The organism is Desulfamplus magnetovallimortis, assembly GCF_900170035.1.
In the GTDB taxonomy this organism is placed as follows: domain Bacteria; phylum Desulfobacterota; class Desulfobacteria; order Desulfobacterales; family Desulfobacteraceae; genus Desulfamplus; species Desulfamplus magnetovallimortis.
On the sequence record NZ_LT828541.1, the window covers coordinates 164,970 to 180,448 of the forward strand.

Below are 15,479 nucleotides of genomic sequence, written 5' to 3' on the forward strand. Positions count from 1 at the left end.
ATGTAAGGCACGAAGAAATTCACCAGAAATAAACCCGAAACAGAACGGAGCTTTTTCATGACCATACATACAAACAAGAAATTTACGACCAAATTCCTTTTGGCAGCTCTTGTGATAACAGCTGTGACAACTGCGCTGACAATGGCATCCATCTTTTACTTCATGGGGTTTCATATCTCCCACTCCACAGCCTTATCAGGCCAATCCCTTATGCAGGAAGAAGAATCAGATGACAAAGCATTGGTAGATAAAAAAGGGGTAGATTCAGGGATGGAGGCAAACAGAAATTCTGAAATCCAACCTTCTGTCCAGTTGTGGACATGTGGAATGCATCCCTGGGTTATAACGGAAGAATCTGGCCTGTGCCCCATATGTAACATGGATCTCATTCCCAAACGTGCAGAAAAAACCAACAACCCGGAAAAAGGAGACAAGAAGCGAAAAATCGTTTACTGGAAAGCCCCCATGGATCCCACTGAAATATATGAGCAACCCGGGAAAAGCAAAATGGGCATGGAGCTTGTACCTGTTTATGAAGATCAGCTCATGGGCGGTGTGGATATTTTCATTGATCCTGTTGTTGAGCAAAACATGGGGGTTCGCATGGAAGCTGTAGAAGAGGGGAGGCTTACCAACACCATCAGAACCTACGGCCATATCACCTTTGATGAAACCCGGACAGCCCAGGTAAGCCCCAAGGTCAATGGATGGATTGAAAAGCTCTACGTCAATTTCACAGGTGTCCGTGTTGAATCAGGAGAGCCCCTGTTGGAGCTATATTCACCAGAACTTATATCTGCCCAGGAAGAGTATCTCTCTTTCTATCTCTCCCTGAAAAGAGACAACAAAACATATAATACCATATCAAACCATGATCAAAACTTTCTGGAATCTGCTAAACAGAGGTTGAGCTATTTTGATGTTGCAGAAGAGGAGATAAAGGCCATTGAATTATCGGGTCAGACTCGGAAAACCATCACAATCAGATCACCTTTCAGCGGTTTTGTTACCTTTAAAAATGCCATAGAAGGCGGCTACATCAAAGCCGGAACCAATATTTACACCATTACCGATCTATCACGGGTCTGGGTGGAAGCCCATATTTATGAATATGAACTGGATCAGGTTAAGGTCGGGCAGGAGGCCGAGATGATGCTGCCCTATCTTCCAGGAAAGACCTACAAAGGAAAGGTCACCTTTATCTATCCCTATCTTCAGCAAAAAACGCGGGATGTTGTGGTTCGCCTGGAATTTGAAAACCGAGACATGGAGCTAAAACCCGAGATGTACGGAGATGTGAGGATCAAAACCAAGGTTGCGGAAAAAGGGATGGCAATTCCTTCCGAGGCGGTCATACTGTCCGGGGAGCGAAATGTGGTGTTTGTATCCAGTGGCAATGGAAAATTTACCCCACGGGAAATAACCACAGGAGCGCCCCTTGATAATGGAAAAGTTCAAGTTCTTACCGGCCTTGCCCCAAGAGAACTGGTTGTCACATCCGGTCAGTTTATGCTGGATTCAGAATCAAAACTCCAGGAGGCCGTTAAAAAAATGGTGGAAATTGCTACGCCAACTCCAGCACAGTCCCAATCTCCCCCAATTACACCTAACGCCGATGAGAACCCTGGGGTTGAAGATTTTTTCAAGGATATGGAATGACAAACAACGTTGCCGAAGCTGGAACAAATCCCAAACGGGCATGATTACGTACCAATCACCCCCAAATATAAAAATGATAGTCATTTTCGTGGTAAACCGTCATGGTCGGAGTCCGGCCACCCCCCGATCATGGAAATAATGTATCCATTTCCACGGCAAAAAAGCTCTCATTAACGTTGATTTACCGGGAGTATCAATATGATTGAAAAGATAATTGAATGGTCAGTAAAAAACAGATTCATGGTGATTCTTACCACACTGTTTGTCATTGCAGGGGGCATAATTGCCATGCTCAATATTCCTGTTGATGCCATACCTGATCTTTCCGATGTTCAGGTGATTATCTACACAGAATATTCAGGACAGGGCCCCCAGGTGGTTGAAGATCAGGTGACCTACCCTTTGACCACAGCCATGCTAAGTGTCCCCTATGCAAAGGTTGTCAGGGGCTACTCTTTTTTCGGACTCTCATTTGTCTATATTATTTTTGAAGATGGTACAGATCTCTACTGGGCACGCTCCAGGATGCTGGAGTACCTCAACTTTGTCTCGGGGCGTCTTCCAGCAGGTGTCACCCCAAGCCTTGGACCCGATGCCACCGGTGTTGGCTGGGTCTATGAATATCTCTTAAAGGATACCACCGGAAAATATGATCTCCAGCAGATGAGAAGTATCCAGGACTGGTACTTAAGATATGAACTTACCGCAGTTCCGGGGGTGTCAGAAGTTGCAAGCATCGGCGGATTTGTCAAACAGTACCAGGTGGAGGTTGACCCCAATAAACTGATGGCCCACAATCTCTCCATAAGGAAGGTAAAAGACGCAATCCAGCGCTCCAACAAAGATGTGGGGGGCAAACTTCTGGAGATGGGCGAAATGGAGTTTATGGTCAGGGGCCTTGGCTATATTAAATCCATTGAAGAGATTGCCAACATTGCCGTGGGCGTGGATCTGGCAGGTACGCCCATACTAATTAAAAATATTGCCAATATCCATATCGGGCCGGAACTGCGACGTGGCATACTTGAATGGAACGGCCAAGGGGAAGTAGCCGGAGGCGTTGTCATAATGAGGTTTGGAGAAAATGCCCTTGATGTTATTAAAAAGGTCAAGGAGAAACTTGCAGATCTCGAAAAGGGGCTGCCCAAAGGCATCGTAATTGAGACCGGATACGACAGATCAGCTCTTATTGAAAGGGCAGTAACGACACTGAAAAACAAACTTATCGAAGAGATGTTGGTGGTAACCCTTATATGCATTGTGTTTCTTTTACATTTCCGTTCCGCCTTTGTGGCCATATTCACACTGCCCGTGGGTATTCTCATGGCATTTCTCATCATTTATCCTCTTGGCATCAATGCCAATATCATGAGCCTTGGAGGCATTGCCATTGCCATCGGGGTCATGGTGGATGCATCGGTTGTGCTTGTGGAAAATGCCCACAAACATCTTGAACGGGATGCCGGAGAAAAGAGCCACACACAAATCATAATTGATGCATCAAAGGAGGTTGGGCCTGCCCTCTTCTACAGCCTTTTGATTATCACAGTCTCCTTTCTGCCGGTCTTTACCCTTACTGAACAGTCCGGCCGGATGTTCAAGCCCCTGGCCTATACAAAAACCTTTGCCATGGCAGCATCGTCGGTTTTGGCCGTTACCGTAATTCCTGTTTTGATGACATTTTTTGTTCTGGAACGGCCTGTCAACCCTGCCCTTTCCCGTAAAAAAAAGAATCTTATCTATCTGGGTCTTCCAGTTTTGCCTGTGGCTTTTATTCTTCTCATTGGCATTGCCGATATGACCGGCATGGCTGAAATTATGGGCATTACAGGGATTAATGGAGTCTCCCCCTTTCACCTTCCGGACTGGAGTCTTACAGCGGCCATTGCCCTCTCCGTTTTTCTGATCTTCTGCATAATTCCCCAGAAGATCTATCCGGAACACCGAAATCCTGTCAGCCGTTTTTTTATCATGCTATACATCCCCTGCATCCATGTGGTGCTAAAATGGCGAAAACTCACCATTTTAATGGCTATCATCGTCATGGCTTTCACATGGTACCCCTTTTCCAGACTTGGCAGCGAATTCATGCCGCCGCTGAATGAGGGCGACCTTTTATACATGCCAACCACCCTTCCAGGCATATCTATCACAAAGGCACGGGAGCTTCTCCAGCAGACCGACAAAATCATACAGCGATTTCCAGAAGTACAACACACGCTTGGAAAAATAGGCAGGGCAGAAACCCCAACCGATCCTGCACCACTATCCATGATTGAAACAACAATCATGCTGAAGCCCGAGGTGGAATATGAAACCGTTGAGGTCAAACGCTTCTTTTCCCAATGGCCATCATGGCTTAAGGCCCCATTAACATTGATATGGCCGGAAGTGACAAAGGGTAAAATCATCCATGAGTGGCGAAAAAAGACTATCCCCCGTTTTTTCTCCAACTGGCCGGATTTTGTCAAAAAAATCCTGCCCTTAAGTTTGATATGGCCAGAAGAGCGGTACATCACAATCAAGGAGCTGATAGAGGATCTCGATGCAGCCATCCAGTTTCCGGGCCTTACCAATGCATGGACAATGCCCATTAAAACCCGCATTGACATGCTGTCAACAGGCATAAAAACTCCTGTGGGTATAAAACTAATGGGGCCTGATCTCACTGTATTAACCGATCTTGGTGCCACTATTGAAGCCATTGTAAGGGATATCCCGGGAACACTTTCTGTCTTTTCAGAGCGGGTTACCGGAGGCAACTACATGGACTTTGACATCAGAAGGGATCAGATTGCAAGGTACGGCCTGACAGTTGGGGATGTTCAGGATGTCATCATGACTGCCATCGGTGGCATGAATATCTCCTACACTGTGGAAGGACTGGAGCGATATCCCATTAATCTGCGATACAACAGGGAGCTTAGGGACAGCCTGGAAAAGATAAAAAGAGTTCTGGTTCCCACTCCAACAGGTGCCCATATTCCACTTGCCCAGCTTGTAAATTTTTCCATCCATAAAGGTCCTGGTGCCATCAAAAGCGAAAACTCCAGAAGAACCGCCTGGATATATGTGGATATCAAAGATATGGATCTGGGTTCTTACGTGAAAAAGGCCAAAAAAATCGTAATCGACTCCATTGATATGCCGACAGGATACTCCATGGTATGGTCGGGTCAGTACGAATATATGGAAAAGGCGAGAAAAACACTGAGCATAATTGTTCCTGCCACTCTGGCCATTATCTTTTTTCTTTTGTACATCCACTTTAAAAACATCGTTGAAGCCATTATTGTAATGGGAACCCTGCCCTTTGCCATGGTGGGAGGCATCTGGCTGATTTACCTTCTGAATTACAATGTATCCGTGGCTGTGGTGGTTGGCTTCATTGCGCTTTCAGGTCTTGCCGCAGAGACAGGGGTTGTTATGCTGGTCTATCTGGACGAGATATTTGAACGAAGACTCAAAGAGGGATCCATGAACTCCTACCAGGATATGCTGTCCGGTATTATTGAAGGGGCTGCAGAACGGGTAAGACCCAAAATCATGACCGTTGCCACCACTGTAATTGGTCTTTTGCCTGTAATGTGGGGATCGGAAACAGGTTCTCAGGTGATGAAAAGGATAGCTGCACCCATGGTAGGTGGATTGATATCATCAACAATTTTGACACTTATAATCATTCCGGCCATCTATCTGACCTGGAAAAAATGGCAATTTGGATATACTGAAAAATTATGAATTCATATAACCAGCATGGCTTTCCACCTTCACAATCGAAAGAATGAAATTCGTTTTAAACAGGCATGATTAATTACGTATCAATCATCACCAAATATAAAAATGATAATCATTTTCACGGTAAACGGTCATGGCTGCCATTCAGTCAGCCCCGAATATAGAAAATTGTATCCATTTTCACGGCAAACAGGCATGATTGATTGCGTATCAATCACCCCCAAATATAAAAATAATAATCATTTTCACGGCAAAACAGAACGTAGAGACGTTGCATGCAACGTCTCTACATTTTATAAATAATGTTAAAAAAAGGAGAATACCATGAAAAATAACATACTCATCACAGCAACCGCCCTGATTATGGCACTGTCATTTTCACCTCTGTCAATGGCATCTTCAAGCGGCCATGATGCATCCCATGGGACAGATAGCCATAAAACCCATGACATGTCAGAAAACACGGCCACTATGAACCACGGTGCCCACAGCGGTGAAGCAATGCACAGTTCCATGGTCGGGAAATACCATTTCACATATGAACTCATTGACATGCGAAAGAAGATGAAAGAGATGGAAAACATGCCGGAGATGAAGGCAACCCATCACATGATGCTCTTCATTAAATCCCATGAAGGCAAAGCCCCTGAAAAAGCAATGGTGGGTTTTCTGATTCAAAACCCCGACGGCACCACCCAGAAGATTATGGCCATGGGCATGGGCGATGGATTTGGAGCAGATGTTGATTTTGGCAAAACCGGAATCTATAAAATCAAGGTTAAGGCCATGGCCGGGGAAGAGAAACTTTTGGATACGTTTGAGTATGAAGTAAAATAGTGCTTTTTTACCGTGGGATTAGATACATATTCCTATATTCTGGGATGGCGAAAACTCCGTCATGACTGTTTACTTGCTAAACACTCATGGCAGAATTTCGGTCGCCCCGCCCCAATTATGAAAAGAGAGATTTAAAGGATATTTTTTTATGACAAACCCGAATCACAATCGCGGTAATCGGTTTGACTATAACCGATTTTTTCTTAAAGATACGATCAGACAGCAGATCAACTTTGCCCGCACTGATCAAAATCAACAAAGAGAAGCTCCACCACTGCAAAAACCCTGCCCTGCAGATGTTGTGCGTATTGATATTCCGGATGGAGAAGCGTCACTGAAAAAGCTTTGCAATATGTCAGTTGCAGATGCAATCCTTAAGAGGGAAAGTGTCCGGAATTACACATCTGCATCTTTGACACTAAATGAGCTGTCTGCGCTTCTCTGGGCGACCCAGGGTGTAAGAAAAATTTTAAGCACCTGCACTGCACTTAGGAGTGTCCCTTCTGCTGGTGCACGACATGCCTTTGAAACCTATCTTGCTGTCAGTCGTATTGATGGATTGCCTTCTGGTTTATACAGATTTCTGCCATTTGAGAGAAAACTTGCCCAACTATCAATTGATTCAACAATAGGACATAAGGCAGCATCCGCATGCCTTGGACAGCGATTTGTGGCATCTTCTGCTGTAACCTTTTTCTGGACTGTTATTCCATACAGGACAGAATGGAGATATGATCTGGCAGCCCATAAGGTTATTGCCATTGATGCAGGGCATCTGTGCCAGAACCTCTATCTTGCATGCACATCCCTTGGAGCAGGAACCTGTGCCATTGCAGCTTACGACCAGGATGCCTGTGACAAGCTTCTTGGAGTTGATGGAGAAGAAGAATTTACAATCTATATGGCACCTGTGGGAATGCGTTTCATGTAAAAAAGCTGTCAGAATTCCCTCTTGCACTTCGCTATGAACGCTTTCATTGCCACCGTGGCATTTATTTTGCTTTTTGACTTCCAATGAATAATGGCAGGCAGATTTATAACCCATATTATAGAAAGCCAAACACAAAATAATGACCTTAATGGAGTATTTACATGGCAGAAAAAAACACCACGGGTGCCACTGACAGCGGTCACCCCATGCTTTCCTACAACTCTTCGGCCCGGGCAAAAAAAGGTAAAATCGTTTCCAGCCAGGAGGCGATTCAACTGATTCGATCCGGTGATACTGTTGCCACCGGCGGTTTTGTAGGCATTGGATTTCCGGAACAACTCGCCATCGCCCTTGAAGCGTATTATAAAAAAAACGGCAACCCCAAGGATCTCACACTGCTCTATGCTGCCGGCCAGGGAGATGGTGGTTCAAGGGGACTAAACCACCTGGGATACGAAGGACTTATAAGAAGGGTCATAGGCGGCCACTGGGGACTTGTACCCAAACTCCAGAAGCTTGCCGTTGAGAACAAGATCATCTCCTACAATCTTCCCCAAGGGGTAATTTCCCATATGTACAGAGACATAGCAGCTGGAAAACCCCGAACCATTACAACAGTGGGATTGGGCACCTTTGTTGACCCAAGGCACGGAGGCGGTAAAATAAATGGAATCACCACAGAGGATCTGGTGGAACTCGTCAAGTTTGACGGCAATGAGTACCTGGCCTATAAAACCATCCCCGTCAATGTGGCACTTCTGAGGGGAACCACCGCAGATACCGAGGGAAACATTACCATGGAGAAAGAAGCCCTGGTACTGGAATCCCTTGCCATTGCAACTGCTGCAAAAAATTCAGGTGGTATTGTAATCGTTCAGGTGGAGCGAATTGCAGAAAAAGGAACCCTCAATTCCAGACATGTTAAAATTCCCGGTATCCTTGTGGATTGCGTTGTGCTCTCCCAGGCTGAAAATCACTGGCAAACCTTTGCAGAGATCTATAACCCGTCTTACAGCGGAGAGCTTCGGGTTCCGGTCAACTCACTTGTACCAATGCAGATGGGCATACGTAAAATCATCGCAAGACGGGCAGCACTTGAGCTCAATGCCAACGATATTGTAAATCTCGGTATAGGCATGCTCGAAGGGGTTTCCAATGTTGCCAACGAAGAGAAAATTCTGGAATACATGACCCTCACAGCAGAACCAGGTGTTATTGGAGGTCTCCCGGCCGGCGGGTTGAACTTTGGTGCTGCTGTCAACACCGAAGCACTTATTGATCAGCCGGCTCAGTTTGACTTTTACGATGGAGGAGGACTTGATATAGCATTCCTGGGTCTTGCCCAGTCAGATCGCCACGGGAACCTCAATGTGAGTAAATTTGGCCCCAAACTTGCCGGTGCCGGTGGCTTTATCAACATCAGCCAGAATGCCAAAAAGGTTGTGTTCATGGGTACATTCACTGCCGGTGGGCTTAACATCTCCATAAGTGATGGTGCCATAACCATTGAAGAGGAGGGCAAGGTAATAAAATTCAAGGATCATGTTGAACATGTTACCTTCAGCGGAAAGTATGCCGTAGAAAAAAGAAAATATATTCTCTATATAACAGAACGATGCGTGTTTAGACTGACACCGGAAGGGATGCTGCTTACCGAGATTGCACCGGGTATTGACCTTGAAAGGGATATTCTTGCCCACATGGAGTTTAAACCCCTTATTTGCGACCCCTTGCCACTTATGGATGCCAGAATTTTCAAACAGGCACCCATGGGTCTCATGGATGATATCGTCAAAATTCCCTTTTTTCCTACACCAGACCGGAAAATTTGTTAATCTGAATTGCTATAGTTCATAGTTCAAGATGATATTTTTTCATCTTCCTGTAGAGCATGGTTCTATGGATTCCCAACATTTTAGCCGCTTTGCTCTTATTATTACCACATAGGTCCAGGGCCTGTATCACCGCCTCTTTTTCCGATTCCATCTGGATGGAACGCAGGCCCTGAACATTTCTATCTCTGTTTTTATCCATCTCTCTTTGTTTCGTTCCATTTGTATTGAGTTGTGCATCCCCATCCCTCAATGCTTTATGGGGTCGGTTATGGATATAAAACGGAAGGTCAGATCTTTGTATGGTGTCGCCATCAAGGCGTGAAAGGGTACGTTCAAGAACATTGACAAGCTCTCTGACATTGCCTGGCCAATGGTAGGATGCAAGGGCATTTCGAGCATGTTGGCTTATCCTTATCCCCTGCATGTCGGCCTCCTCAGAAAGTTTTTTCAAAAGAGCTTCTGCCAAAAGCAGGATATCACTTCCTCTCTCTCGCAAGGGCGGCACGGACAAGGGAATAACATTCAATCGGTAGAAAAGATCTGTCCTAAACGTTCCCTCTTCCATCATATCTTCCAGATGACGGTTGGTGGCGGCAATGAGTCTAAAATCCGATGTAATGAGTTTGCTTCCACCGATCCGCTCAAACTCCTTCTCCTCAAGCACCCTTAAAATCTTGGGCTGCATCTCCAGGGGCATGTCTCCAATTTCATCCAAAAAAATAGTCCCCCGATGGGCCAGTTCAAATTTCCCAGGCTTACCTCCAGGTCTTGCACCGGTAAATGCCCCCTTATCATAGCCAAACAGCTCGGATTCCAACAGATCCTTTGGAATGGCTGCACAGTTGATCCTCACAAAAGGGTATATCTTTCGATCACTTCCTTGGTGGATGGCTTGGGCAAATAGCTCCTTTCCGGTTCCACTTTCTCCTGTAATAAGAACAGGATAGGTGTTGGCAGTTGCCCTGAGTGCTTCCATCTTCAAGGAACGCATTCCTTCGCTTTCTCCCAGAATGCTCTCAAAGGTGTACCTTGTTGCACGAAGATTTAGCAACTCCTCTTCATAGAGCTTAACCTTGTATTCAAGGGAATCAATCTTTCTGGCCAGCTTGCCCACTTCCCGAACATCACTGAACATGACCAGGCCAAACACTGCTATCACCTTTCCGTCCCTTTTCACCGGAATGCGTTGAACCACCGTTTTAACACCCTTGATATCCTGTATATGATTCACTTCGGCTTTGCCGGTCTTTGCCACGATATGCATACGGCTGTTTTCAACAACCTCTTGACAATGCTTTCCCATCTGCTTGTCTCGATCAAGATCCAAGAATTTGCAGTAGGATGAGTTTATATAAAACACAATCCCCTCAGCATCTGTGATGATGATTCCGTTTTTAAAACTGTCAAACATGTCGTGATACAAGGCAACGTCTTCCTTAAAAAAAGGGGTTTCTCGTTGAGTGATGGAAGTGTCTTGAGGAATGATCATCATTATTCCTTTCATTACATTGGAAATGAATCTCATTTTTATATTACTGTGAAAACACCCCTCACCATTTTCATGATCGGGGGGTGGCCATTGAATTAGACCATGAGGGTTTAGGAGTGATTGATAAGTACTATAGTTATGAGCATTTATAATGTGGAGAAGATACCTGGCAATCCAGGAGGCTTTATTGGCTTTAGTGTTGCACATATGTGTACAGTGGGGTCTACATGTAGATTGAACGCTACATATCCTATGGTAGATCTATTAGGTAAATTCCATTGACATGTCAAATCATTTTTTCAGCTAACGTTGTTAATAAATAAATGGATGCATTTGGGAGAAAGGGATGAGAAAGGGGTGAAAAACGAATTGAGCATGACCTTCAGTGGGATAAAACAATATTTCGATGGATGTCTAAATCTAACTGCATTACCTGCTTGTTTTTTTCTGGCCTGCATATTGCAATGTAAACAAGAAACAGAAGTAAACGCCATTGTTCACCGTATTTATGAGCCCGTTGATTTAGTCGATTTTTGAAAAAATTACCACAATATGATGTGTTTCTTGATCACTTCAAATCATTATATTGTTTCAAAATCAAATATGTAAATACTTCATCAACGGAATCACTTATACAATATTGTGGCCAAATCACGTTTATCAATTTTAATGATTTATCAGGAGAAAAAATGAAAAAAAATTTAATCTTTATTACCGTCTGTTTACTAAGTTTTCTGCTAATCACTGCGTCATCCTTTGCCGCCAAACGAGAAAAATTCGGAGAGGATCTCCGCCATAATGAAGCCAAACGTGTCTCTTTCAAAACCTCCGATGAAAAAGTGCGATGGAAAATGGTGATGCCTTGGTCCAAGGGGCTTTTGTTTTACGACATCGCCGTTCACTTTGCAGACAGTGTACGTCTCGCATCGGCCGGCCGTCTTGATATCAAACCCTTTTCAGCAGGTGAGCTGGTTCCGGCCATGCAGAGTTTTGATGCTGTCAGTAAAGGCTCTGCCCAGGTAGGTCATGACTGGCCTGGATACTGGAAGGGAAAAAATGAAGCCTTTGTTGCGTTTGCATCGGTGCCCTTTGGTCTGGACGCAGAAGGGTACAATATCTGGCTTTATGAAAGAGGCGGCCTTGAGATGATGCAGGAACTATATGGGAAGTTCAACCTCTTCGCTCTACCAGGTGGGCAATGTGGACAGGAAATGGGACTTTTTTCCAATAAAAAAGCCACAAAAATGGAGGATTTTAAAGGCATGAGAGTCCGTACTCCGGGATGGTATATGGACATCATGAATAATCTGGGTGCTTCGGTAAGTCCCCTTCCCGGCGGAGAAGTCTATCTTGCTCTTGAGCGTGGTGTTATTGATGCGGCAGAGTTCTCTTCTCCTGCCATCAACTATCCCATGGGATTTGATGAAATCACAAAATATGCCATCCAGCCCGGTGTTCATCAACCCGGTATCCAGTGTGCACTTTTCTTTAACCAGGATGCATACAATAGACTTCCCGAAGATCTTAAATGGATTGTTGATATCTGTGCCAAAGAGACCCAACTTTGGAGCTATAACTGGGTGAACAGCCTGAATGCCAAAGCCATACGCATGTTCAAAGAAAAAATTGAAATCGTCAAAATGGATAAAGAGACCCTGATTGAATTTAGGAAAACAACAAAAAGCTACATTGATGAATTAAAATCAAAATATCCGGATGTTAAAAAAGTTATGGATTCCCAGGAAGCCTTTACCTCAGATTATGAAGATTGGAGAGATGCCAGAACCGGTGCAGCGCCATGGCCATATGAAAGATACATAGGCGGCCAGATCACAGAATAACGAGCAGCCCGAATAACACTCTATCATAACAACAGATAAGGAACACGACAATGCTGGAACCATTATCACAAACCATTGAAAACATAAGCAGAAAGGAGGGAGAAGTCACCTCTTTTCTCATCTATCCCCTTCTCTTCATAGTTATTTATGAAGTTTTCATGCGGTATGCGTTCAACGCACCCACCACATGGGGATTTGAGGCAACCACATTTCTTTATGGCCTTCACTACATGTTTGGATTTGCCTATACCGATGTCCAAGACGGCCATGTAAAGGTCGATATTTTTACATCCCTGCTCTCTGAAAAAAAGCAGATTTTTATAAAAATCTTCACCAATATTGTGATGTTCATGCCTGTGATGTTCTGTATGACCCTGTGGGCATTCAAGTTTGCCTATACTTCCACCATGGGGCTTGAGGTCAACTCAACCAGCTGGGCACCGCCCATATGGCCAATTAAAATTCTCATGGGCATATGTTTTCTGTTTCTGTTTTTACAGGGGGTGGCAAATCTCATCAATGATATCAACGCTCTGAAGCAGAAATAAAGGTCTGTAAACTTAACATTAATGTGCATAATGTACGTTATACGTAATGAGTCCTGGATAACTTATCCTATGCCCCCTCTCCAGGCATGGAGAGGGGGCTTCATTTGGAGCTAAATGGGCACTTTACGTAAAATTCTTGATCTTAAAATGATTTAAAGAGGTATTCACATGAGTCTCGAATTTCTGACAATCGCCATGTTTCTCACCCTGGTGCTTGCCATTACCCTTGGCCATCCCCTGGCCTACACCCTTGCCGCAGTTGCCACACTTTTCGGCCTGATTGAAAACGGTTTTTCCATCCCCATGCTCTTTGATCTTTTTGCCAACAACGCATGGGGACTGATGAACAACTATACCCTTGTGGCCATTCCCCTTTTCATTCTAATGGCCCAGCTTCTGGATCGTTCCAAGGTTTCCGAGGCTCTTTTTGAATCTCTCTATGTGGTACTCGGAGGCCTTAAAGGCGGACTTGGCCTGGCTGTTGTTGTGGTTTGTACAGTCTTTGCAGCCACAACTGGTATCATTGGTGCATCAGTGGTAGCCATGGGGCTTCTGGCAACCCCTGCCCTTATGAGTAAAGGATATCAAAAAGAGCTGTCCGCCGGTATTATCTGTGCATCCGGAACCCTTGGCATTTTGATTCCACCCAGTATCATGATGGTGGTCTTCGGTGGATTAACCGGCATGAAGGAGACCTCTGTCGGTAACCTGTTTGCCGGTGCCATCCTGCCGGGGCTGATGCTTGCCGGCATCTATTTTCTCTATATCTTCATCCGGTGCAACATCAATCCTGAACTTGGACCACCCATTTCCAGAGAGGAAGCCTCCAAATACAGTGCAGCACAAAAATGGGGCATGACCATGAAATCCCTTATGCCTCCCATGGTCCTTATCCTGGCCGTCATGGGGACCATATTAGCTGGTGTGGCAACCCCCACCGAAGCTGCCGGACTGGGTTCGGGAGGTGCCATGATACTTGCTCTTGTAAACAGAAAACTCAATTGGCAGGTATTAAAAGAGGCCAGCTACGCCACGTTAAAAACCACTTCCATGGTGATGATGCTATTTATCGGAGGAACGTTTTTCAGTACCGTATTCCTTAGCATGGGCGGCGGCGATGTGGTGGCCGATCTCTTTATCGGAAGCGGTATGAACCGATGGACGGTTCTCTTTATCATGATGTTCATTGTCTTCATGATGGGCATGTTTATTGACTGGGCTGCCATTCTCCTGGTTACCGTTCCCATATTCATGCCCATTGCCATGGAGATCGGATTTGATCCTCTGTGGTTCTCCCTGCTCATGTGCGTCAACCTCCAGACATCCTTTCTAACCCCGCCATTTGGCTATGCACTCTTTTACTTCAAAGGAGTGGCTCCGGAAGGCTATACCATGATGCACATTTATAAAGGCATTATGCCCTTTGTACTGATCCAGCTTCTGAGCATATTGATTCTGTGCATGTTTCCCTCCATTGTCACATGGTTGCCAGGTCTTTTCTTTGGATAATTCAACAATCCGAAGTTGGTGGACAAGGGGTGCCAAGTTTCAAAAGTATGCTTAGATACTCAGTGCTTCTTCAAATTTAAACTGTCGGGTGACTTTTAAGGCTTTTCAAAGATTCAAGGCATTTTCTACCCGACAATCAAACCTTGGAAGGACACTCAGACTCGATGTTAATTCTCAGACAAATAATGAAAAATCAGGAGATTGTTATGAAAATACTTAAAAGTTTTACACTATTTTTTGCACTATGTTTCATTGCAGTTACAACAATATCTGCAGAAGAATCGTCTCAAAAACAGTCCACTTTGCTGATCATTGACTCCCAGGAGAGTGAGCCTTATTCGTCAGTTAGAGAAGCTATGCTTCTTGAATTGTCAAGTTTAGGATATATTGAAGGAAAAAATCTAAAAACAAAGTATTATTCTCTCGGCAATTATGATGGACGATCAAAAAGTATATGGAATGTATTGGAAAAGAAAAATAGCTATGATGTTATTTTTCTAAATGGCACAATAGCTGTGGCATCATTTAAGGAACTTGCACTGGATGATCAAAACAAATTTGTTTTCGCTTCAATTACTGACCCTGTAGGCGTCGGTGTAATAGAGGATTTTCAGAATCCTCCAAAACATAATTTCACAGGAATATGTTACCCTGTAAAAGTTGAAGATCGTTTGAAATTTATTCAGAAAGTATTGCCAACAGCTAAAACCATCGGTTTGATTCATGCAGATATGCCACAGTCTCAAAGCTATAAAAATTGGATTGAAGAAACACTAAAGAAGCCTGAATTTCAAACCCTTAAAGTTATTTTTAGAGATGTGGAATTTGTTAAAAGTGACGGTGGACATAAACGTATGACAATGTTAGCAAAGAAGCATGTTGAAGAGTTGGATTCCCAGGTTGACGTTTTCCTAAGTCCCAATGACCAGATGGGGGTTACCGTAGGCTGTAGAACTTCACTTTATCTGATTTCTATTGTATCTTTGCACTTCGTGCCCATTGATTTTTTGAAAAAATATGGCATACTCCTCTAAAAAACACAAAAAATATAGTGAGGAGAAATTTCCATGAACTGTCATGAGCGTAAGGCCT

Annotated in this window: 10 protein-coding genes; 9 read left to right on the top strand and 1 reads right to left on the bottom strand. The window is 44.3% G+C overall.

Features of this window, described 5'->3' with window-relative positions:
- Positions 1-57 precede the first annotated feature (57 nt).
- The 5 genes from MTBBW1_RS04990 to MTBBW1_RS05010 all read left to right on the top strand — a co-directional run bounded on the left by MTBBW1_RS04990 (position 58) and on the right by MTBBW1_RS05010 (position 9,000).
- The gene (locus MTBBW1_RS04990; RefSeq protein WP_245809265.1) at positions 58-1,659 is read left to right on the top strand and encodes an efflux RND transporter periplasmic adaptor subunit; all 1,602 of its coding nucleotides are present in this window, start codon (positions 58-60) and stop codon (positions 1,657-1,659) included.
- 198 nt (positions 1,660-1,857) lie between these two features.
- Positions 1,858-5,400 carry an efflux RND transporter permease subunit gene (locus MTBBW1_RS04995; protein WP_080800107.1) on the top strand — a complete coding sequence of 1,181 codons (3,543 nt, stop codon included), beginning with the start codon at positions 1,858-1,860 and terminating at the stop codon, positions 5,398-5,400.
- Between the two features lie 321 nt (positions 5,401-5,721).
- Positions 5,722-6,234: a hypothetical protein gene (locus MTBBW1_RS05000; protein WP_080800110.1), complete on the top strand. Its 513-nt coding sequence runs from the start codon at positions 5,722-5,724 to the stop codon at positions 6,232-6,234.
- 148 nt (positions 6,235-6,382) lie between these two features.
- Positions 6,383-7,165 carry a SagB/ThcOx family dehydrogenase gene (locus tag MTBBW1_RS05005; RefSeq protein WP_080800113.1) on the top strand — a complete coding sequence of 261 codons (783 nt, stop codon included), beginning with the start codon at positions 6,383-6,385 and terminating at the stop codon, positions 7,163-7,165.
- Between the two features lie 161 nt (positions 7,166-7,326).
- Entirely contained in the window at positions 7,327-9,000 is a 1,674-nt protein-coding gene (locus tag MTBBW1_RS05010) for an acyl CoA:acetate/3-ketoacid CoA transferase (protein WP_080800116.1), read from the top strand.
- 16 nt (positions 9,001-9,016) lie between these two features.
- Here MTBBW1_RS05010 and MTBBW1_RS05015 read toward each other — a convergent pair whose 3' ends face one another.
- The gene (locus MTBBW1_RS05015; protein WP_245809266.1) at positions 9,017-10,492 is read right to left on the bottom strand and encodes a sigma-54 interaction domain-containing protein; all 1,476 of its coding nucleotides are present in this window, start codon (positions 10,490-10,492) and stop codon (positions 9,017-9,019) included.
- 686 nt (positions 10,493-11,178) lie between these two features.
- Here MTBBW1_RS05015 and MTBBW1_RS05025 point away from each other — a divergent pair.
- The 4 genes from MTBBW1_RS05025 to MTBBW1_RS05040 all read left to right on the top strand — a co-directional run bounded on the left by MTBBW1_RS05025 (position 11,179) and on the right by MTBBW1_RS05040 (position 15,421).
- The gene (locus MTBBW1_RS05025; RefSeq protein WP_080800124.1) at positions 11,179-12,330 is read left to right on the top strand and encodes a TRAP transporter substrate-binding protein; all 1,152 of its coding nucleotides are present in this window, start codon (positions 11,179-11,181) and stop codon (positions 12,328-12,330) included.
- Between the two features lie 50 nt (positions 12,331-12,380).
- Complete coding sequence (locus MTBBW1_RS05030; protein ID WP_080800127.1) at positions 12,381-12,878, top strand: TRAP transporter small permease subunit; 498 nt, start codon at positions 12,381-12,383, stop codon at positions 12,876-12,878.
- A gap of 168 nt (positions 12,879-13,046) precedes the next feature.
- Complete coding sequence (locus MTBBW1_RS05035) at positions 13,047-14,387, top strand: TRAP transporter large permease (protein ID WP_080800129.1); 1,341 nt, start codon at positions 13,047-13,049, stop codon at positions 14,385-14,387.
- Between the two features lie 206 nt (positions 14,388-14,593).
- Positions 14,594-15,421, top strand: coding sequence for an ABC transporter substrate binding protein (locus tag MTBBW1_RS05040; protein WP_186441088.1), 828 nt, complete (start codon positions 14,594-14,596; stop codon positions 15,419-15,421).
- Positions 15,422-15,479: the final 58 nt, after the last annotated feature.

Excerpts from the sequence above, each read along its gene's own strand:
- MTBBW1_RS05000 (WP_080800110.1), top strand. The coding sequence starts at position 5,722 with ATGAAAAATAACATACTCATCACAGCAACCGCCCTGATTATGGCACTG.
- MTBBW1_RS05040 (WP_186441088.1), top strand. The coding sequence starts at position 14,594 with ATGAAAATACTTAAAAGTTTTACACTATTTTTTGCACTATGTTTCATT.
- MTBBW1_RS05010 (WP_080800116.1), top strand. The coding sequence starts at position 7,327 with ATGGCAGAAAAAAACACCACGGGTGCCACTGACAGCGGTCACCCCATG.
- MTBBW1_RS04990 (WP_245809265.1), top strand. The coding sequence starts at position 58 with ATGACCATACATACAAACAAGAAATTTACGACCAAATTCCTTTTGGCA.
- MTBBW1_RS05025 (WP_080800124.1), top strand. The coding sequence starts at position 11,179 with ATGAAAAAAAATTTAATCTTTATTACCGTCTGTTTACTAAGTTTTCTG.
- MTBBW1_RS05030 (WP_080800127.1), top strand. The coding sequence starts at position 12,381 with ATGCTGGAACCATTATCACAAACCATTGAAAACATAAGCAGAAAGGAG.
- MTBBW1_RS05005 (WP_080800113.1), top strand. The coding sequence starts at position 6,383 with ATGACAAACCCGAATCACAATCGCGGTAATCGGTTTGACTATAACCGA.
- MTBBW1_RS05035 (WP_080800129.1), top strand. The coding sequence starts at position 13,047 with ATGAGTCTCGAATTTCTGACAATCGCCATGTTTCTCACCCTGGTGCTT.
- MTBBW1_RS05015 (WP_245809266.1), bottom strand. The coding sequence starts at position 10,492 with ATGATGATCATTCCTCAAGACACTTCCATCACTCAACGAGAAACCCCT.
- MTBBW1_RS04995 (WP_080800107.1), top strand. The coding sequence starts at position 1,858 with ATGATTGAAAAGATAATTGAATGGTCAGTAAAAAACAGATTCATGGTG.